The organism is Nonomuraea angiospora, from assembly GCF_014873145.1.
Classification (GTDB): domain Bacteria; phylum Actinomycetota; class Actinomycetes; order Streptosporangiales; family Streptosporangiaceae; genus Nonomuraea; species Nonomuraea angiospora.
In genome coordinates this window covers 6,665,998-6,684,096 of sequence record NZ_JADBEK010000001.1, presented here as the reverse complement: position 1 = coordinate 6,684,096, position 18,099 = coordinate 6,665,998, and the positions used below count along the sequence as shown (strand labels likewise).

At 68.0% G+C, this 18,099-nt stretch carries 21 protein-coding genes, 2 tRNA genes and 1 pseudogene; 12 read left to right on the top strand and 12 right to left on the bottom strand.

All coding sequences use genetic code 11. From position 1 onward, the window contains the following. Positions 1-525: 525 nt before the first annotated feature. Positions 526-720, top strand: a pseudogene (locus tag H4W80_RS61200) (IS256 family transposase); the annotation flags it as partial. A 20-nt stretch (positions 721-740) separates the two neighbouring features. Here H4W80_RS61200 and H4W80_RS30165 read toward each other — a convergent pair. Both H4W80_RS30165 and H4W80_RS30160 read right to left on the bottom strand, forming a co-directional pair. Next, positions 741-1,385, bottom strand: coding sequence for a Crp/Fnr family transcriptional regulator (locus H4W80_RS30165; protein ID WP_192788174.1), 645 nt, complete (start codon positions 1,383-1,385; stop codon positions 741-743). A gap of 981 nt (positions 1,386-2,366) precedes the next feature. After that, a tRNA-Arg gene (locus H4W80_RS30160) sits at positions 2,367-2,439 on the bottom strand. An 810-nt stretch (positions 2,440-3,249) separates the two neighbouring features. Between H4W80_RS30160 and H4W80_RS63830 the strand changes: the two genes are divergently transcribed. After that, positions 3,250-4,293 carry a D-alanyl-D-alanine carboxypeptidase family protein gene (locus H4W80_RS63830; protein ID WP_192788173.1) on the top strand — a complete coding sequence of 348 codons (1,044 nt, stop codon included), beginning with the start codon at positions 3,250-3,252 and terminating at the stop codon, positions 4,291-4,293. A gap of 6 nt (positions 4,294-4,299) precedes the next feature. On the opposite strand, the gene mscL is transcribed toward H4W80_RS63830, so the two are convergent. The 3 genes from mscL to H4W80_RS30140 are packed head-to-tail and all read right to left on the bottom strand — an operon-like array spanning position 4,300 to position 6,107. Then, positions 4,300-4,692 carry a large conductance mechanosensitive channel protein MscL gene (mscL, locus tag H4W80_RS30150; protein ID WP_192788172.1) on the bottom strand — a complete coding sequence of 131 codons (393 nt, stop codon included), beginning with the start codon at positions 4,690-4,692 and terminating at the stop codon, positions 4,300-4,302. 21 nt (positions 4,693-4,713) lie between these two features. Beyond that, the gene (locus tag H4W80_RS30145; RefSeq protein WP_318787128.1) at positions 4,714-5,304 is read right to left on the bottom strand and encodes an RcpC/CpaB family pilus assembly protein; all 591 of its coding nucleotides are present in this window, start codon (positions 5,302-5,304) and stop codon (positions 4,714-4,716) included. Then, positions 5,301-6,107 (bottom strand): S-methyl-5'-thioadenosine phosphorylase, encoded by an 807-nt coding sequence (locus H4W80_RS30140; RefSeq protein WP_192788171.1) that lies wholly within the window; start codon positions 6,105-6,107, stop codon positions 5,301-5,303. Before H4W80_RS30140 ends, H4W80_RS30145 begins: the two co-directional genes overlap by 4 nt. Positions 6,108-6,248: 141 nt before the next feature. On the opposite strand from H4W80_RS30140, the gene H4W80_RS30135 reads away from it, so the two are divergent. Beyond that, positions 6,249-6,479 carry a hypothetical protein gene (locus H4W80_RS30135; RefSeq protein WP_192788170.1) on the top strand — a complete coding sequence of 77 codons (231 nt, stop codon included), beginning with the start codon at positions 6,249-6,251 and terminating at the stop codon, positions 6,477-6,479. A 196-nt stretch (positions 6,480-6,675) separates the two neighbouring features. Here the strand turns inward: H4W80_RS30135 and H4W80_RS30130 are convergent, their stop codons facing one another. The 3 genes from H4W80_RS30130 to H4W80_RS30120 all read right to left on the bottom strand — a co-directional run bounded on the left by H4W80_RS30130 (position 6,676) and on the right by H4W80_RS30120 (position 9,138). Beyond that, a complete protein-coding gene (locus tag H4W80_RS30130) occupies positions 6,676-6,972 on the bottom strand; it encodes an FmdB family zinc ribbon protein (protein ID WP_192788169.1) in 297 nt (98 codons plus the stop codon). 67 nt (positions 6,973-7,039) lie between these two features. Beyond that, positions 7,040-8,545 (bottom strand): potassium/proton antiporter, encoded by a 1,506-nt coding sequence (locus H4W80_RS30125; protein WP_192788168.1) that lies wholly within the window; start codon positions 8,543-8,545, stop codon positions 7,040-7,042. A 23-nt stretch (positions 8,546-8,568) separates the two neighbouring features. After that, positions 8,569-9,138: a 5-formyltetrahydrofolate cyclo-ligase gene (locus tag H4W80_RS30120; protein WP_192788167.1), complete on the bottom strand. Its 570-nt coding sequence runs from the start codon at positions 9,136-9,138 to the stop codon at positions 8,569-8,571. Positions 9,139-9,162: 24 nt separating this feature from the next. On the opposite strand from H4W80_RS30120, the gene galU reads away from it, so the two are divergent. From galU to H4W80_RS30085, 7 genes are all read left to right on the top strand, one after another. After that, entirely contained in the window at positions 9,163-10,065 is a 903-nt protein-coding gene (gene galU / locus H4W80_RS30115) for a UTP--glucose-1-phosphate uridylyltransferase GalU (RefSeq protein WP_192788166.1), read from the top strand. After that, a complete protein-coding gene (gene glp / locus H4W80_RS30110) occupies positions 10,052-11,239 on the top strand; it encodes a molybdotransferase-like divisome protein Glp (RefSeq protein ID WP_192788165.1) in 1,188 nt (395 codons plus the stop codon). Before galU ends, glp begins: the two co-directional genes overlap by 14 nt. Continuing rightward, a complete protein-coding gene (moaC, locus tag H4W80_RS30105) occupies positions 11,236-11,718 on the top strand; it encodes a cyclic pyranopterin monophosphate synthase MoaC (protein ID WP_192788164.1) in 483 nt (160 codons plus the stop codon). Before glp ends, moaC begins: the two co-directional genes overlap by 4 nt. Further along, on the top strand, positions 11,715-12,197 hold the full coding sequence (locus H4W80_RS30100; protein ID WP_192788163.1) for a MogA/MoaB family molybdenum cofactor biosynthesis protein: 483 nt from the start codon (positions 11,715-11,717) through the stop codon (positions 12,195-12,197). The genes moaC and H4W80_RS30100 overlap by 4 nt, the downstream gene beginning before the upstream one ends. Positions 12,198-12,251: 54 nt before the next feature. Beyond that, positions 12,252-12,896 carry a GNAT family N-acetyltransferase gene (locus H4W80_RS30095; RefSeq protein ID WP_192788162.1) on the top strand — a complete coding sequence of 215 codons (645 nt, stop codon included), beginning with the start codon at positions 12,252-12,254 and terminating at the stop codon, positions 12,894-12,896. Positions 12,897-13,020: 124 nt separating this feature from the next. Beyond that, positions 13,021-13,608, top strand: coding sequence for a divisome protein SepX/GlpR (gene sepX / locus H4W80_RS30090; RefSeq protein ID WP_192788161.1), 588 nt, complete (start codon positions 13,021-13,023; stop codon positions 13,606-13,608). Between the two features lie 49 nt (positions 13,609-13,657). Continuing rightward, positions 13,658-13,731 (top strand) — tRNA-Ala (locus H4W80_RS30085). Between the two features lie 57 nt (positions 13,732-13,788). Here H4W80_RS30085 and H4W80_RS30080 read toward each other — a convergent pair. Continuing rightward, entirely contained in the window at positions 13,789-14,235 is a 447-nt protein-coding gene (locus tag H4W80_RS30080) for a tyrosine-type recombinase/integrase (protein WP_192788160.1), read from the bottom strand. Between the two features lie 17 nt (positions 14,236-14,252). On the opposite strand from H4W80_RS30080, the gene H4W80_RS30075 reads away from it, so the two are divergent. After that, positions 14,253-14,504: an FtsX-like permease family protein gene (locus H4W80_RS30075; protein ID WP_318787628.1), complete on the top strand. Its 252-nt coding sequence runs from the start codon at positions 14,253-14,255 to the stop codon at positions 14,502-14,504. A 131-nt stretch (positions 14,505-14,635) separates the two neighbouring features. Here H4W80_RS30075 and H4W80_RS30070 read toward each other — a convergent pair whose 3' ends face one another. Further along, positions 14,636-15,214 carry a TetR/AcrR family transcriptional regulator gene (locus tag H4W80_RS30070; protein ID WP_192788158.1) on the bottom strand — a complete coding sequence of 193 codons (579 nt, stop codon included), beginning with the start codon at positions 15,212-15,214 and terminating at the stop codon, positions 14,636-14,638. A 112-nt stretch (positions 15,215-15,326) separates the two neighbouring features. On the opposite strand from H4W80_RS30070, the gene H4W80_RS30065 reads away from it, so the two are divergent. Continuing rightward, complete coding sequence (locus H4W80_RS30065; RefSeq protein ID WP_318787127.1) at positions 15,327-16,406, top strand: amidohydrolase family protein; 1,080 nt, start codon at positions 15,327-15,329, stop codon at positions 16,404-16,406. A gap of 372 nt (positions 16,407-16,778) precedes the next feature. Here the strand turns inward: H4W80_RS30065 and H4W80_RS30060 are convergent, their stop codons facing one another. After that, entirely contained in the window at positions 16,779-17,447 is a 669-nt protein-coding gene (locus H4W80_RS30060; RefSeq protein ID WP_192788156.1) for a hypothetical protein, read from the bottom strand. Between the two features lie 48 nt (positions 17,448-17,495). Continuing rightward, positions 17,496-18,062, bottom strand: coding sequence for a hypothetical protein (locus tag H4W80_RS30055; protein ID WP_192788155.1), 567 nt, complete (start codon positions 18,060-18,062; stop codon positions 17,496-17,498). Positions 18,063-18,099: the final 37 nt, after the last annotated feature.

The following is an 18,099-nucleotide window of genomic DNA, read 5'->3' as shown; positions in this document are numbered from 1 at the left end:
GGCAATGCCGATCACCCGGGGCGGTCTCACAATGAGACAGAGGTCGAGGAGACTGGACCGTAGATCCAGACGCTCTACCCGAACCTTGCACTGAACCATCCCTTCACTGTGAGGCCAGGGGTGCTTAACGAGCATTTCGAACGTGACAGCTCCGAGGAACTCGGCGGTTGCGTCCACGGGAGTGGGTACGAGTTCCCCCTGGTCACATGCGTGGCGACCGCAAATGGAGATGGCCATCGCGGTGGCTGGCGAAGCAATGACCCGGACGTGTTGCGATCCGTGGTGAAGACCATGTCCGAGGCCGACACCCTGCGCGGAGCACCGTACGGCGAGTGCAGCAACGAACGGACCAGTGCGCGTAACGGCTATCGCCGTCGAGCGTGGGACATCCGCGCGGGCACCGTGCACCGGCGATCCCCAAGCTGCGCTCAGGCTCATACGTCCCCGATTGGCTCGGCACTGCGGGTAGACGAACTGGTCGGGCAACCGGCATCAAGCACGTCTCCAAAAGCCAGGTCAGCCGGCACCGAAGCGGTCGGCGTCTTCCTCGACCGAACCGCGATCATCCGGCTGGTCAGCGCCGTGCTGGCCGAGCAGAGCGATGAGCGGGTCGAAGCTCGCCGCTACATGGGATTGGACGTGCCGGCCAAAGCCCGTCTACGTTTCGTCCCCGGCGACACACCCGCCCCGGCTCCGATCCCGCAGCCATTGACCGATTGACCTGCGGATGCAGGATCTCATCAGCGGTCGAGCTCCTTCACGGCCTCGCCCAGTGCTGAAAGGTCAGTGATGACGATCGTGTTTCGTGAGGCCTCGACACCCCGTTCCGCCAGTTGCCTGAGTGATGCAGAGATGGTGTTGCGGCTGACCCTGAGATGGAGGGCGAGATCGGTGCGAGTGAGGTGCAGCACAGCTGGCCTGTCAGGTGCGGCACCGCTCCAGTTGCGGCTGGCGAGGCGAACCAGGGCGAACGCCAGTCGGATCCAGGGAGGACTGTTCCCCTGCACGATCATCGACTCGATCAGGCGCCCATGGGTATGCGTCACCACCGGGAGGGTGAGTGATCGCTCCGCAACGGATCCAAGGTATGCGTCAGGGCGCACAACAGCGACTTTGCACGGCTGCAGTGTCTCAACGCTCGCAAAATGGCGACAGCTCTGCAAGACAGCAGTTCTCCCGACGAACTCGTATGGCCCGCGGAAGGCGAGGATGCTACGTTCGCCGTTCAATTCCGTACGCTCCACCTTGACCAGACCCTCGATGATGATGACCACTCGGTCGCCTGGTTCGCCTTGCCTGAGGAGGAGCTGCTCGGCGCGGCAGTAGTAGGTCGGAGATGTTTTGATGAGATCTTGCAAGAGGTCTTGTTCGGGGGTCGCTTGCACAGGCCAAGTGTAGAAGCTTCCGAGCTCGCGAGGTGGTGTGTTCGAACACTTGGAAGGCTGGTCAGGGAATGGCGCATTGATCATTTCCACAGCCGTCGAACAGCGACGATGACACTCATTAATGTGAAGAAAATTATCGTACTTCGATGATCACGAAGAATAGTCTTCAGTTGTCGAGCCCAACCATCGATGCGTGAGGCTTCAAGATCCGATTCGGTGGGAGGAGCCTGCCGGGCCCAAGAAGTCGTCGTTGCAGGTGGAAGCGGCGAGTATGTCTGAGGGCGGCCGCGAAGGGCGGCTCTGATTCACTCCTTGTGAATCGATCGTGCGGCGTCACCTCGCCTGGAATGATCTTCGCGCGCGCGGCTCTGCGTACATTGGAACGTGGCCGGGGCGCCGACGTGGGGGCATCGGCGCCAACTGGCGGATGTGTGGCGCTGACCCGATACCGGATGGCGATTCGAGCCGCTGGTGCAGCGTTTTCCGCTGCATCGGGGAGGCGTGCGAGCGCACGACTTGTGGAGCAGGTCGAGGGCTTGACCGAGCGGTCCAATGGCGGCGGACGCAAGTCACCCTTCATTACTTTCTGCCATTTAATCTACACACTGTGTTATCAAGGGATTGTCCATACCTACAGGACCTCGACAGCGAGGAGCAACATGCGTTTCCGTACACGCCGCACAGCGCTGGCCATCGTTCTGGCTGCGAGCGCGGCACTGACCGCAGCTGCTCCGGCCACGGCGCCGCCGCGCCGGCATCGCCTGCAGAGGATAGCGGGCGGCAGCGGGGAAGCTCGGCTGAGTATGAACCCAGGCGCAGGTGCCCCTGGGGACGTCATAAAGATCATCCCCCATATGTCCCCAGAGCACTGTCCTACGGCAGCATTCGGGTGCGCTCGGCGGCCTACCAAGGGTCTGGCAAGCAAAAGACCTGCGGTCAAGAAACCGCAGGTCAGAAGGCGAAATGCGTGGTCAAGATGAGTGCCCCCGGCAGGATTCGAACCTGCGGCACCCGCTTTAGGAGAGCGGTGCTCTATCCCCTGAGCTACGGAGGCGGACTCTCGTAAGCCTAGCGAAAGTCTGGCACTGCGTGGGACGTGGAGCAGGGGTGAGTTTGGTGGGGTTGGTTATGGGTGCTCTGAGCTGCGGTAAAGGCATGGCAAGCGGTCGGAATCCTGTGGATGCGGCGTGGATAGCGTCTGCCTGTGACCAGGAGGCGATGCAAGCAGGCGCGGCGGCGGCCTGTCGTGTTGTTCGGGGCGTTGTTGGCGCCGGCGATCCTTGCTGGGGGGTTGCTGGCTGGGGAGATGCGGGGGTTTGAGGGGAGTGTCCCGGCGGTGGTTCGGGAGCGGGTCGCGCGGGTGGGGTTCGGGCCGGTGGTGGTGCGGGCGCCGGCGCATCCGGATCGGTTGTACGAGGGGAGTGTGCCGGCTCCTGTTCGTGGGGTGAGTCGGCCGCGGGTGGTGGTGGTGCCGGCGGTGCCGCCTGTCGAGGATTTGGCGCCTGAGGTGGAGGAGCCTGTTACGCCGGCTCCGGTGCGGACTCAGCCTCAGGTCGGGTGTTCGGGGGAGTGGGTGGACACCTGGTTGTGGGATCTGTGCCGGGAGGAGGGGGATGGGGTGGGGTTGAGGGTGGGTGGGAGTTTGGTGCCTGGCATCTGATCGGCCCTGTTTTGGGTGGTGGGATGGCTGGTTGTGAGGGGTGGGCGGACAGAGTGCGCTTTTTGTCTCATAACAGCTCTCCCGAGTTCGGTCCGGGCACTCGGGGGGCTGTAGTAACGTGCGTGCCTGACCCGGGTAACGAGTTTGCAAACGGAGGAGTCGAACGTGCCAGCCCCTCGATCAGCGGGTCTGATCGCGGTAGTCATGGCGGTGGCTTCTCTTTTCGTGCCTTCCGGGCAGGGGCGTGCTCAGGCGCAGGTGGTGCAGGAGCAGGAGCGGCAGGCGCCGGGCGATCTGGCGGAGCTGCGCAAAGAGGCCGAGCGGTCGGCCAAGGAGCTCGAGGACGCCACCAAGGCGCTGGAGAAGCGGCGGTCGGACATCGCCGCCGCCGAGAAGCAGCTGAAGACCAAGCTGGCGGCCCTGCAGGATCTGGAGCAGCGGGTCTCGGTGATGCGGCAGCCGGTGTCGCAGATGGCCGAGTTGCTGTATGAGCAGCCGATCGTGGGGGACGGGATCGTGCCGTTCCTGTCCGGAACCGCGGACGAGACCACGCTGCGGGCGCTCAGCGACGTGACCCAGATCGTCACTGTACGGCAGCAGGCCGTCGAGCAGACCAGCGCGCTGTACAAGCAGGCCGAGGGCCTGGCGGGGGAAGCCCAGGAGCTGCGGGCCGGCAACCTGCTGGCCGAGGCGCAGCTGGCGGTCGAGGTGGACACGCTCCGGCAGCGTTCCGACAAGATCGTGAAGTCGTTGACCACCGCGCTCGTGAAGATGGGCATCAAGATCGACAAGGTCGGGCGGGCGGCGCTGGGATGCAATCCGTTGCGGGCGGCGACGGCCAACGACTATCCCAACGGGCTGATTCCGAAGAGCATGCTCTGTCCGTTGCAGCAGAAGGGTTTCAGCCTGAGGGCCGACGCCACCATCGCGTTCGTGAGCCTGAACGAGGCGTATCGGAAGCGGTTCGGGAAGAACATGTGCGTTCGCGACGCTTATCGGAGCCTGGCCGAGCAGCAGTCGATCTACTACCGGCGGCCGGGGTTCGCCGCCGTGCCGGGGCGGAGCAACCACGGGCTCGGGCTGGCCGTGGACCTGTGTGGTGGGGTGGAGCGGTCCGGGTCGGCGGAGTTCGTCTGGATGGAGAAGAACTCGAAGAGGTACGGGTGGTTCCATCCCTCCTGGGCCTACACCGGCCCGTTCGAGCCGTGGCATTGGGAGTACGATCCCAAGATCGATTCGCTGCTCTAGCCGCCTCTACGCGACCTGTGAGCTGCAGAAGGCGCAGCGGGACGCGGCTCTGGGGATTTCCGACAGGCATTCGGGGCAGTCGCGGGTCTTCGATTCGATCTTGGCGGCGCTGCGGTCCTTGAGGTGCGTGTACGGCTTCACCAACAGGAAGTAGACCACCGTCGCGACCATCAGGAACGAGATGATCGCGTTGATGAAGTTGCCGTACATGAAGTTGGATCGGCCGACCGTGACCTTGAGTGAGGAGAAGTCGGGCAGGCCACCGAACGCCGAGATCAGCGGGGTGAGGAGGTCGGCCACGAACGACTGCACGATCGAGTTGAAGGCCGCCCCGATGACGACCGCCACGGCCAGGTCGATGACGTTCCCCTGCATGAGGAACTTCTTGAATCCGCTCATGATGAAAGCGTAGCTGAGTGATTACGTTAAGTTAGATTTGATGGTGATCGAAAGGTGGCCGGTCGTCTGGGCGGAGGCGAGTTCGGCGGCCTGGGTCGGGGTGGTGGCGAGCACGATCAAGGCGCCGTGGGTTTCGCTCGTCGTCTTGCCGGGCGTCTGGGGGATCGTGATGATTCGTACGTCTTCGGCTACCGCGCGGGCCGGATGGGTTTCCTCCCCGGCCGCCAGGACGGTGATCGTGGCGCCTGGGGTGAGGAGGCTCGCGGTCGCGGCGTCGGCGATGCGGACCGGGGTGGCGACCAGGCCCGGCGGGAGCCGGTAGGAGTGGAGAAGGCGGACATCCGTCAGCGGCTCACCCTTGCGCATGGGGCTCGCCAGGATCTGGCCCGCCGCGGCGGCGCGTACGGCACCCGTGGGTGGATGGTTGAGGGCCGCAGGGGTCAGGTCGCCTGGGCCGAGAGGGCCGGGAGACAGGTCGCGGGCCGCGACCAGGACCGTGGGGGACGGCTCGGGGCGGGTGGCGATGAAGGCCGACATGACAGCCAGGGCGGCCAGCGCCGCCGCGACGAGGCGGCGACGGCGGCCGTAGCGGATCAGCCAGGCCCGGATCACGGCAGCTCGAAGGGGAGCTTGATGCCGTCGAGCGCCGCCCCGCACGGGCAGGTGCGCTCTTCCGGGAGGGCTTGTACGGTCTCCGCCACCAAGGTGCGCATGCGGGTGACGTTTTGCGCGAAGAACTCCAGGACCTCGTCGTGCGTGACGCCCTGGCCGGCCTCGACCCCGGCGTCATGGTCGGTCACCAGGGAGAGCGAGGTGTAGCAGAGGGCCAGCTCGCGGGCCAGGACGGCCTCGGGGAAGCCGGTCATGCCGACGACCGACCACCCGTTGCCCGCGAACCACTGGGACTCCGCTCGCGTCGAGAAGCGCGGACCCTCGATGACCACCAGGGTGCCGCCGTCGACCGTCTCCCAGCCGGTCGAGCGGGCGGTCTCCGCCGCGGTGGCCCGGCCTGACGGGCAGTAGGGGTCGGCGAAGGAGACGTGGACCGCGCCGTCCGCGTCGTAGTAGGTCTGGACGCGGCCTGAGGTGCGGTCTACGAGTTGGTCGGGGATGACCATGGCGCCGGGGCCGTACTCGGCTCTCAGGGAGCCTACGGCGCTGGGGGCGAGCACCTGGCGCACGCCGAGCATGCGCAGAGCCCAGAGGTTGGCGCGGTAGGGGATGCGGTGTGGGGGGAAACGGTGATCTCGCCCATGTCTGGGGATGAACGCCACCGAACGGGTGCCGATGCGTCCGACCGTGACGACGTCGCTCGGGGGGCCGTAGGGTGTGGTGAGCTTGATCTCTTCCGCGTCGTCGAGCAGTGAGTAGAAGCCGGAACCGCCGATGACGCCGATGTCTGCGCGAGTGACCATGGCCGAGAGAGTAGCCGGATCGGGGACGGGCCAGGGTGAGCCGAATTCCGTTCTGTGGATAACTTGATTTCAGCTCGAGGGGAGGCCTGGGAGTCCAAGGGGCCTGGGGGTGAAGGCCGTCGTCGGTTTGCAGCAGTGCGCATGCGGGCCGGGCGGGTTGCTGGGGTCGCCGATGCTGCCGATGCCGGCGAGGAGATCCCCCGTGAGGTGCTGGAGGGTCCACGCATGAGTGTGTGGTCGGTGCTGGGCGGATTGGGACCGCATGAGGTGCTGGTGGGACCCCGTGAGGTGATGGTGCCCGTCCAAGAGATGCTGGAACCCGACGCGGCCGCGGTGGCGGGTGGTGCGGGGCCGCGCGAGGTGCCAGTGTGAGGCCGGCGTGGGCCCACAAAAGCCGCGATCCTCAAGCGTGCGTCTGTGCCCATGTCGGTGCGCGCACGCGACCCCGCCTGACGCCGCACGCGGCCTGAAACGCGCGAACCCCGCCCAGGTGGCCGCGGCGGTTGGCGCTGAGCGGCCACGTCCTGGGGACGACTGGCGAGAGGCTGCGCGGTGGCTGACGGGAGGGTCAGTTAGAGGCTGCGGCGGGGGCGGCGGCGGGGGTGGACGTGCTGGTGTCCGCGGACTTGCTCTCCGCGGGCTTCGACGACGAGGAAGATGAGGACGCCGTGGAAGTCGAGGTCGACGACGAGCGGTTGTCGGTCCGGTAGAAGCCCGACCCCTTGAACACGATGCCGACAGCCGAGAAGACCTTCCGCAGGTTCCCCTCGCAAGCAGGGCAGATCGTCAACGCGTCGTCGGTGAACTTCTGAACGACCTCAAGCTGCTCGCCGCAGTCGTTGCAGGCGTACTGGTACGTCGGCACGCGCTCCTCCTTAAGGTCTGGCACTCGAGGGATGCGACTGCTAATGGTAACCGATTAGGTCAAACGCCTATTCCAGTCCCCGCTCTCCGTACCAGCCCGCCAGTTTTCCGCTTCGGCTCACGGCGCGCAAGCGGCGTTCGACCTGGTCACGGCAGGAGGCGGTGGTGACCAGCAGGATCTGGTCCTCCACCCTGATCCTGGTATTTCCGGTGGGGACGAAGGATTTGCCGTCACGCACGATCAGCGTCACCTGCGCCCCGGCGGGCAGGCGGAGCTCGAAGATCTCCACGCCGTGCAGCCGAGAGCCGGGAAACACCTTGACCTGCAGCAGGTCCGCCTTGAGCTCTTCGAGCGGCGCCGCCTCCACCTCCAGGTCGTGCGCCTCCCCGGGGGCCGCCACCCCGAGCAGCCGGGCCACGAAGGGCAGCGTCGGCCCCTGCAGCAGCGTGAACACGATGACGATCACGAAGACCTCGTTGAAGATCTCCTTGGATCCTTCGACGTTCGACGCCCAGGGGATGGTGGCGAGCACGATCGGGATCGCGCCGCGCAGCCCCGCCCACGACAGGAACGCCTGTTCGCGCCAGCTCACCCGGCCCATCCGCAGCGCCCACGACAGCAGCGAGCTCACCATGACCGAGAGCGGCCGCGCCAGGAGCACCAGGACGGTGCCGGCGATCAGGCCGGGCACGATGGACGACGGCATCTCCGTGGGGCTGGCCAGCAGACCGAGCATGACGAACAGCCCGATCTGCGCCAGCCACGCGGCCCCCTCCGCGAACCCCCTGGTCGCCGCCCGGTGCGGCAGCCGCGAATTGCCCAGGATCAACGCCGTCAGGTAGACGGCCAGGAACCCCGAGCCGTGCAGCAGCACGGCCCCGCCGTACGAGACGAATGTGAGTGAAAGCACGGCGAGCGGATAGAGGCCGGAGGCGGGGAGCGCGACGCGGCGCAGCGCGTACGCGCCCGCGGGGCCTACGGCCAGGCCGACCGCGGCGCCGATGATCAGCTCGACCGAGGTCTCGAGGAGGAACGTTCCCGGGGACGCGGAAGAGCGCCCGGCCCCGCTGAGCAGCATCACGGCGATGACCGTGGGGGCGTCGTTGAAGCCGGACTCGGCCTCCAGCACGCCCGCCAGCCGGGGCGGGAGCGGCAGTCTGCGCAGCACGGAGAAGACGGCGGCGGCGTCCGTGGAGGCCAGCACCGCGCCGAGGATCAGCGCCGTCGTCTGGTCTATGCCGAGAAGAACCTGTACGGCCAGCGCCACCACGACGATGCTGACCGTCACGCCCACGGTCGCCATGATCAGGGCCAACGGGACTGAACGCCGCACATGCGACCAGCTCGTGGTAAGTCCGCCTTCGGCCAGGATCACCGCCAGTGCGGTGAGGCCGATCTGCTGGGCGAGCTGGGGGTTGTCGAAGGGGATCCCGAACCCGCCCTCGCCCAGGATCAGGCCGATGCCGAGGAACACCAGCAGGCTGGGCAGGCCGGTACGGTGCGCGACGCGTACGGACGCGATGGCCGCGATGACAATCGCGGCACTCAGAAGAAGCCAGACATCTAGTGTCATCTGGCCCCCTCTCGTCCCTGCGGTCACATAAGCCTAGTGAGTCCCCCCGGGGTCGCGGCAAAACGGACGTGCCGGTCATGAGGCTCCGCCGGGATGCCCTCGATCAGCTCGCCGTCGTGCAGCAGGGCGACCGTCGGGACGTTGGGGCCCACCCTGGCCAGGGCACGATCGTACGAGCCGCCGCCCCGCCCCAGACGTACACCCGTCGCCCTGTCCACCGCCAGGGCCGGGACGATCACGAGGGCGGCGGTGCGGATGGCGTCGACGCCGCGGCGGGTGTCGACCGGCTCCATGATCCCGAAGCGGCCCGGGGCGAGCGAGTCCGGCCCGTCGTACACCGCCCAATCCAGGTCATTGTCCTCAAGCAGGACGGGGAGGATAACGGTGGCTCCATGTTTCCAGAGAGCGAACACGAGCCCGTGCGTATCCGGCTCCGACCCCGTTGACCAGTAGCAGGCCACGAGACCGGCCATCTGGACCCATGGCTGGTCGAGCAGAGTTTCGCGGATCTTGATGGAGTTTGCCCGCTGTTGTTCGGGGGAGAGGGAGGCGCGTGCCGAACTCAGGTCGCGACGCAGGTTCAGCTTGTCCACAGATACCTCCACTAGGGTCTACTCATGGCTGACTTCGACCCTGTGACGAAAGCCGTCGTGCCCGCCGCGGGTCTGGGCACCCGGTTCCTTCCGGCGACCAAGGCGACACCGAAGGAGATGTTGCCCATCGTCGACAAGCCCGCGATCCAGTATGTCGTCGAGGAGGCAGCCTCCGCTGGGCTCCTCGACGTCCTCATGGTCACCGGCAAGAATAAACGCTCCATCGAGGATCACTTCGACCGCGCGTTCGAGCTGGAGGAGGCCCTTGAGGCCAAGGGCGACGAGCACCGGTTGTCCCAGGTTCGCGAGCCGGCCTCGCTGGCGACGCTCCACTACGTACGTCAGGGCGAGCCCAAGGGGCTCGGCCACGCGGTGCTCTGCGCCAAGCAGCACGTCGGCGGCCACCCCTTCGCCTGCCTGCTCGGCGACGACCTGATCGACTATCGCGATCCGCTGCTCAAGCGCATGATCGAGGTGCGTGACACGTTCGGGGGGAGCGTGATCGCGCTGATGGAGGTGCCCAAGGAGCAGGTCTCCCTGTACGGCGTCGCGACCATCGAGGCCACCGCCGACGACGACGTCGTCCGCGTGACCGACCTGGTGGAGAAGCCGCCGGCCGACGAGGCGCCGTCCAACTGGGCGATCATCGGGCGCTACGTGATCGACCCCGCGGTGTTCGAGGTGCTGGAGAACACGCCGCCGGGCCGCGGGGGCGAGATCCAGCTCACCGACGCGCTGCGCACCCTCGCCGGACGCGGGTCCGGCGACGGCGGGCCCGTGCACGGGGTGCTGTTCAGAGGGCGCAGGTACGACACCGGCGACAAGCTTGACTATTTGCGGACGGTGGTGAAGTTCGCGGTGGACCGGGAGGACCTGGCGCCCGAGTTCGTGCCGTGGCTGCGGGAGTTCCTCGATGAAATCGGTTGACGAGCACCTGGCTGAGATCCTGGCCACTGTTCGTCCGCTGGCGCCGCTGGAGCTGGAGCTGGAGCAGGCGCTGGGGGCGACGCTGGCCGAGGAGGTCGTCTCGCCGGTGCCGCTGCCGCCGTTCGACAACTCGGCAATGGATGGCTATGCCGTACGTGCTGTCGATGTTTCGGATGTTCCGGTTACGTTGCCGGTGACCGACGATGTGGCGGCCGGGTCCCAGGAACTGCGGGCCGTGGGGCCGGGGCACGCCGTACGCATCATGACCGGTGCTCCCATGCCGGCCGGGGCCGACGCCGTGGTGCCGGTCGAGTGGACGGACGGGGGCACGGTCACCGTACAGATCTCCCGCCAGGTGAGCGCCGGCAACGCGATCCGGCGGGCGGGCGAGGACGTGCAGGCCGGCGAGGTCGTGCTCAAGCCGGGCACGGTGATCGGGCCCTCCCAGCTCGGGATCATCGCCGGGGTGGGAAGGCGGCGGATCTGGGCGCGGCCCCGGCCCCGGGTCGTCGTCATCTCGACGGGCGCGGAGCTGGTCGAGCCGGGCGGCCCGCTGGCTCCCGGGCAGATCTGGGACTCCAACAGCTTCACGCTGACCGCCGCCGTGCGGGAGGCCGGAGGCGAGGGGTTCCGGGCAGGGTCCGTCGGGGACGATCCGGGCGTGCTGCTCGATCGGCTCGACACCCACCTGATGCGGGCCGATGCGATCATCACCAGCGGCGGCGTGTCCATGGGGGCGTACGAGCCGGTCAAGGAGGCCCTGTCGCCGCTGGGGACCGTCCGGTTCGAGAAGGTGGCGATGCAGCCGGGGATGCCGCAGGGGTTCGGCGTGCTGGGGGAGGACCAGGTGCCGATCTTCGCGCTGCCCGGCAACCCGGTGTCGTCCTATGTGTCTTTCATGCTGTTCGTACGTCCGGCGCTCGACAAGATGCGCGGCCTCCCCGCGGACATGCCGCAATCGGTGACCGCCCGCCTGACCGGGCCGGTGCGCTCGCCCGCCGGACGGCGGTCGTTCCTGCGCGGCGTGCTGGCCTCGGACGGCACGGTGGCGCCGGCGCACGGCCAGGGCTCGCACCAGCTCGCCGCGCTGGCCTCGGCCAACGCGCTGATCGTGGTGGCGGAGGACGTGACCGAGCTGCCCGAGGGGGCGACTGTCGAGGTGATCCGGCTGTGAGTGACTCGGGGCTGACCCACGTGGATGAGACCGGGGCCGCTCGCATGGTGGACGTCTCCACCAAGGACGTGACGGCTCGCACCGCCACGGCGACCGGGCGGGTGCTGCTGTCGGGCGAGGTCGTGGAATTGCTGCGGTCCGGCGAGGTGCCCAAGGGCGACGCGCTGGGCGTGGCGCGGATCGCGGGGATCATGGGGGCGAAGCGGACGCCCGACCTGATCCCGCTCTGCCATCCGATCGCGCTGCACGGGGTGAAGGTGACGCTGGACGTCGAGGACTGGGGCGTGGCGATCACCTGCCGGGTGAAGACGGCCGACCGCACCGGCGTGGAGATGGAGGCGCTGACGGCGGTCTCCGTGGCCGCGCTGGCGCTGATCGACATGGTCAAGGCGGTCGATCCGGCCGCGGTGATCACCGACGTGCGGGTGGAGGAGAAGCTGGGCGGCAAGACCGGTCGCTGGAGCAGGGAGCCGGAATGATCCGCGCACTCGTGATCACCGTGTCGAACCGGGCGTCGGCCGGGGTTTATGCGGATAAATCCGGGCCGCTGCTCGTTGACCTGCTGCGCCGCGACGCGGGCTGTGAGGTCGTGGAGGGCCCCCTGGTGGTGCCCGACGGGGAGCCGGTGGAAGGAGCGCTCCGTGACGGGGTGGCGCAGGGCTACGACGTCATCGTGACCACCGGAGGGACCGGGTTGACGCCCATGGACCTGACCCCGGAGATGACTTCCCGGGTAATTTCTCGGGAAATTCCCGGTGTAGCCGAGACCATTCGGCTGGCGAATCGGGAAAAGGTCCCGACCTCGATTCTGTCCAGAGGGCTGGCCGGCCAGGCGGGCAACACCTTGATCATTAATTTGCCCGGATCGTCGGGTGGCGTACGCGATGGCGTCGCCGTACTCGCGCCGATTCTCCAGCACGCGGTCGACCAGATCCGGGGAGGCGATCACCCGCGCTGATCGCGATTCCGTGATGCGTGGCGACATCATGCCCGATGGGGGGATGATGAGAGAGTGGATCGACTTCGTGGCTGGCCGGTGACCCTGAACGAAGGTCCGGTAGGCCTCCGGCCGCTGCGGCTGAGCGACGTGCGGGTATGGCGCGAGACCCGGCTGCGAAACGCCGACTGGCTACGCCCCTGGGAGCCCAGCAACCCCGAGACACCGCTGTTCAGGACCGGGCTCGGCCCGTACGTCTCCATGGTCGGCACCCTGCGCCGCGAGGCCCGGCAGGGCCTGGCGATGCCGTGGGTGATCACGTACGGAGGGCGCTTCGCGGGGCAGCTGACCGTGGGCGCGATCGTGTGGGGCGCCGCCCGTTCCGCCCAGGTCGGCTACTGGATCGACGGCGCCCTCGCCGGCAAGGGGATCACCCCCACCGCCCTGGCCATGGCCGTTGACCATTGCTTCTTCACCACGGGGCTGCATCGGCTGGAAGCGAACATCCGTCCCGAGAATCAAGCCAGCCGACGGGTGGTTGAGAAGCTCGGTTTCCGGGAAGAAGGCATTCGGCGGCGCCAACTTCACATCGACGGAGCCTGGCGCGACCACATTTGCTACGCGTTGACCGCTGAGGACATTCCTGGCGGTCTGCTCGTGCAGTGGCGTCGCGCGCGTGAGTCAGCTGCTCACGGGGGGCCTTCCGTCGAAGAGGTTTGACGATCTCGCGACACACCGCACCGAATGCTCGTCAATTAGTGACACGCGGTCTTACGGTGCGTGACGTGAGCACATTGAAGGCGCGACAAGCACACTCGCGTCTTTGTGCTGCCCGGAGGTGCCCATGAGCAGCGCCTTCCTCTATCTGGTCATCGTCGTGATGTGGCTTTGCGTCCTGATCCCGATGTGGCTGCGCAAAGACAAGACGAACCTGGCCGAACTGGCCGAGCTCGAAGAGCACTACACCGGCGAGCACCAGCTCCCCGATCTCGACAACCTGGGCCCATCGGACGGGGACGAGGACGACGGGTCGCCTCCTGCCGAGGTCGAGAAGGTCGATGTGCGCCAGTTCCGGCTCCGGCGCCGCGCGATCATCGTGGCCCGCCGGCGGCGGCTGCTGTTCTTCACCGCGCTGCTGGTGCTGGCCTCCGTCGTGACGGCCGCGGTCAAGATGATCCCGTGGTGGGGTGTGGCTCCCTCGGTCGTCATCACGTTCGCGTACATGGCGTTTCTCCGCATCGCCGTACAAGTCGATAGGGAACGCCGCGAACGAGCCCGCCAGGCGCGCGCTGAGCGCCTGCGGCGGGCACGCGAGCGGCGCCGGGCCGCGGAGGCGGCCGCCCAGGCTGAGGTCATCGACCTCACGGCGCTGAACGCGGATGTTCTGTTCGATCAGTACGCCGAACCGCCCAGGCGAGCGGTGGGCGACTGAAACGGTGGCGCGAGGACCCCTCAGAGTTTGCTAATCTGGTCGAGTCCTTGGGGATGTAGCGCAGTCCGGTAGCGCACTTCGTTCGCATCGAAGGGGTCAGGGGTTCGAATCCCCTCATCTCCACCCAGGTCAAAGGCCGCTTCCAGAGCATTGGAAGCGGCCTTTTGCGTTGCTGAGTGACTACAGGTCCCGGAAGATCTGGTCCACCGCTTCGGCGCGCTCCAAGAGGAGGGGGCGGAGCTTGTTGGCGGGAGACCGTTCCGGTGACGCTGGTGTTGCGGTGCCCGACCAGGCGAGAGATGCCTCGATGGGCATGCCGGCGTCGGAGAGCATCGAGACGAAGCTGTGCCGCATCTCGCTCGGTGTCCACTCTTGGGCGTTGAGGCCGGCCTTCTTGAGGACGGCTCGGAACGAGCGGCGGACGTTGTGGGAGTCGAGTTCCGTGCCGACCTTGGATGCGAAGACGAGGTCGTCGTCCTGCCATCGGTCGCCTGCCGCCTTCTTGGCCACGTCCTGTCGCTCGCGGTGGAGCTTGAGGGCTTCCGCGCAGCGTTTGGGCATGGCCAGTGTGCGGCGGGATTTGCGGGTCTTGGTGTCGCCGCCTTCGCGTACCGAGCGCCAGAGCATGACGACGGGCGGCGCAGATCCGCTCGATGGTCCGCTGGGAGGCGGCGGCCGTGGTCACCCTCGGCACGATCCTCGGTCTGGTGATCGCGATGGGCACGCTGGTGCTGCTGCATCTGACGAGCGGCAGCTCGTACCTGCGCCCTGCCCCACAGTGGTGGCTCTTCTCGCTGGTCGCGGCGGGTGCGGCCGTGGCGACGCTGGCGACCTCGGCGCTGCCCGCGCGCCGGGCCGCGTCCGTACCCGGCCTGGAGGCAGCCAGGGCGGAGTGAGCCCCCACGTCCAGTGAGCGGCCGTCGCCTCGTCGAGGCGAGATGCCGACGGCTTCCAACGGTACGGGCGGCGACTCACAACGTGCACCTTTCGTCTCGCACTGCTGCCCTGCGGGATGCCGGCTAGGGGGTCATGGCCTGGTCAGCGGAATGAGCACCTCATCGACGATGGAGGCGATCTCGCAGGAGTCCACGAGACCGCCCTCCCATGCCTGGAGGAGGATCAGGCGTGGCCCGACTGAGACAATGCGCGGGGTGAGGCTGCCGGGTGCGGCTTCGCCGCGTTCGACCGCCTGGCGCAGGACGGACAGCAGTACTTCCTGGTGCGGGCGGATCACCAGCCGGTGGACCTGCTCGAACAGCTCGGGATGGCGGTGGCGGTGGGCGATGAGCGGGAGCAGCGCGCGGCCGCGCGGCTCGTCGAGCGCCCGTACGAAGTGCTCGAGCAGGGCGATCAGGTCATCGCGCAGTGTGCCCGTGCCGGGCGGCGCCGGCGGTTCGCCGAAGCCGGTCGCGGGGTCGCTCAGCGCGGCAAGGACGAGTTCGGCCGGGGTGGACCAGCGCCGGTACAAGGCCGCTTTCCCGGTCCCGGCCGCGGAGGCGATCTTGTCGAACGTCAGCTCCTCGAAGCTGCTCTCGGCCAGTTCGCTCAGGACGGCCTGGAAGATCGCGGTGGTGAGGGCGTCTCCGCGGCGCCGGGTAGGACTCATGAGGACGGATTATCACGCACTTCGCCGTGCTAGCCTCCATTAGTGAACAAAGTTGTTCCCTATTTGAGGCGGGTGACCCATGTCCACTGACGGCAGGTCAGCCTTGCGCAATGTGCGGGTCTTCGATGGCAAACGGCTCGGCGAGCCCCGTACCGTCGTCATCGACGGTACGCTGATCGGCGACGATCCCGCAGGGGCGGAGGAGATCGACGCGGCTGGGGCGGCGCTGCTGCCCGGGCTGATCGACGCGCATGTCCACCTGCACGGCCCTGGGAACCTGGCCGCCCTGGCCGCCTGGGGAGTGACGACCGGGCTCGACATGGCCTGCTGGCCGGCGGAGCGGGTGGCCTCGTTGCGCGAGGCCGGGGGAGTGGCCGACTTCCGTACTGCTGGACTGCCCGCGATCGGGCCGGGCGGCCACCACGCTCGCATGCCGGGAATGCCGCCGGAAGCCGTCATCCTGACGGCAGCCGATGCTCGGCGGCACGTCGAGGCGCGGGCGGCGGAGGGTGTCGACTACATCAAGGGCGTCGCCGAGGCTCCCGGCGAGGGCGGGCCGCCCGCGGACGCGCTGCGCGCGCTGGTGGAGGCGGCACGCGAGTACGGGCTCAAGACGATCGTGCACGCCGCCACCCCGGGCGCCTACACGATGGCCGTGGAGTCGGGAGCGGAGTTCGTCACGCACACGCCGATCGCCGGCGGGGTCCGGGCGCAGGACGTGGCCGCGATGAGGAGCGCAGGCCAGAGGTCCATCCCGACGATCACCATGATGGAGGCGTTGCTCACCGCCTTCATGACGTCCGGCCCGTCGCCTGGGCGGGCCGACCACCTGGGGGAGGTGCTGGGCGACGTCGGCCGTCTGCACCGGGCCGGTGTCGAGATCCTCGCAGGGACGGACGCGAACGCTGAGGCGTCCGCGCCGCTGCCCGTGCCCCACGGCGAGAGCCTGCATCACGAATTCGAGCTGATGGCGCGGGCCGGAATGACGCCGGTGGAGATCCTGCGCTCGGCGACCGTGCTGCCCGCCCGCGCCTTCGGCCTGGCCGACCGGGGCGCCGTCCGGCCGGGCATGCGGGCCGACCTGTTGCTGGTCAACGGCGACCCGACCCGGGACATCACGGCCACCCGCGACATCCGCGCCGTATGGTGCGCCGGTCACCCCGTCACTCCGGCCGCCGCTCGCGAACCCTGAACCTGAGCGGCTGCACGAGCGGAGGTTCCCGCAACCGCGGCGGCGTCGAGCAGGTCGAGGCAGTACCGCCACAGGCCGGCGACGGCCCCGCAGTCAACAACGGCGCTCGACGTACCGGTCGACCGCTGGCTCAAGGGCCGCGTCCCCTACCCCCGCCACCGCTGGGCACTGGCCGACTTGCTGCCCACCCGCCTCGACGGGACAGATCGACCGGCTTCCTGAAGGCCACGTCACCGCTACCGCCCACCGTCACTCAAGCAGCATCCGCCGCATTCGCCAGGAAAGACCGGTTGACCTCGATCAGGTGATCAAGCGCTTCCCTGGCGGCCGTGAGGCTGTCGATCGTCGATGTAAGGCGGGTTCGCTCATGATTCATGACGGCCAAGGCCTGCAGGGCCTTGGCCGTGGTGGGCTCCGACATGGGGTGTCGAGGACCAGGCCGAGCGCCAGTTGAGGGAAGGAGCCGAGTGCTGTGCGGGTGCGGGCGGCGACGGTGAGGGTGGCGCTGTAGCCGTACTCGGGTGGGCCGTTGCCGGCCGAGTGGTGCCAGCCCGCGGTGATCTCGGTGGAGGCGATCAGTTCCCCGGTGGAGCGGCGGGCCCGGGGTGGGCGGGCGAAGACAGGGGCGGCGGTGGTGTCGATGCCGACGTCGCCGCGGAAGTGACGGAGGTAGCCCCGCCCTTTGGCCCAGCGCACTGGGGTGAGCACCAGCGCGGTGACGATGTCCTGCAGCAGTTCCCGCTTGCGCGCGTGTGCTGGGTCGTCATGCTCCCACGCGGTGGCCAGCACGTTGGCCTGGTGCTGGGGCAGGCGGACGCGCCGATCGTGGCGGGCTGGATCCAGCAGGGTGGTCAGCCGGTCGAAGGCCCGGTAGAAGCGGCGGGAGGAGGCGAGCACCTGGTGGATGTCTTCGCGGTTTATGTCGGGCAGGCCGAGCCGATGGCGTGCGGCGGCGCTCAGACAGAACACGGCGATCCGCCAGGCCTCGACGAGCGTGGCCTTGCCGGTGTGGTTGATGGACAGCGGCAGGCAGGTCAGCACCGCGGCGATGGGCAGCCCGGGCGGGCCGCCTCGGGTGCCGCCGAGGGCCTAATCTCGGCGGCACCCTGCTCGTCCGGCCCGGCGTCCCACGACCGTCGTTGAACGCCTGGCCTGCAATGTGTCTGTCGCTCTACGCCTCGTCGTTGGAGACTCCCCCAGCGCGTGGCCATTGATGCCCGCGGCGATGGAGAATAGGCCCGGCTCGTGCTGAGTCAGCCATCCAAGCGCCGTCAGCCGCTTGAGCCGTGCCCGTGTGGTCTCCACCCGGCCTCGCACGTCAGGCTCGCCCAGCGCTTGAGCCACTTCTTTGGCACGCATCGTCCGTCCGGAACTCGCCATGATCACGACGACCCGCTGGTCGAGCCCGGTGACCTGTTTTGGCGCCGGCGCGACTTTCTCCGGCAAGGTGTGCGTCGGGGTGTCAGGCGTGCCGCCAGAAGGCTCTTGCGCGGGCTGGGAATGCCTGGCTAGCATCGGCGCGACTATCCTTCGGGCGGTGGCCAGGTCGCTCAGCTGCTCTTCCAGGGCCGCCACCTGCTCACGCAACGACTCAAGTTGCCCGCGGACGGACTCCTCGTCCGCAGCCAGTTGCTCCAGCAGCGATGCTTCGCCCAAAGAGACACCTCTGCACTCGCTCCTTCCACCACCGAGC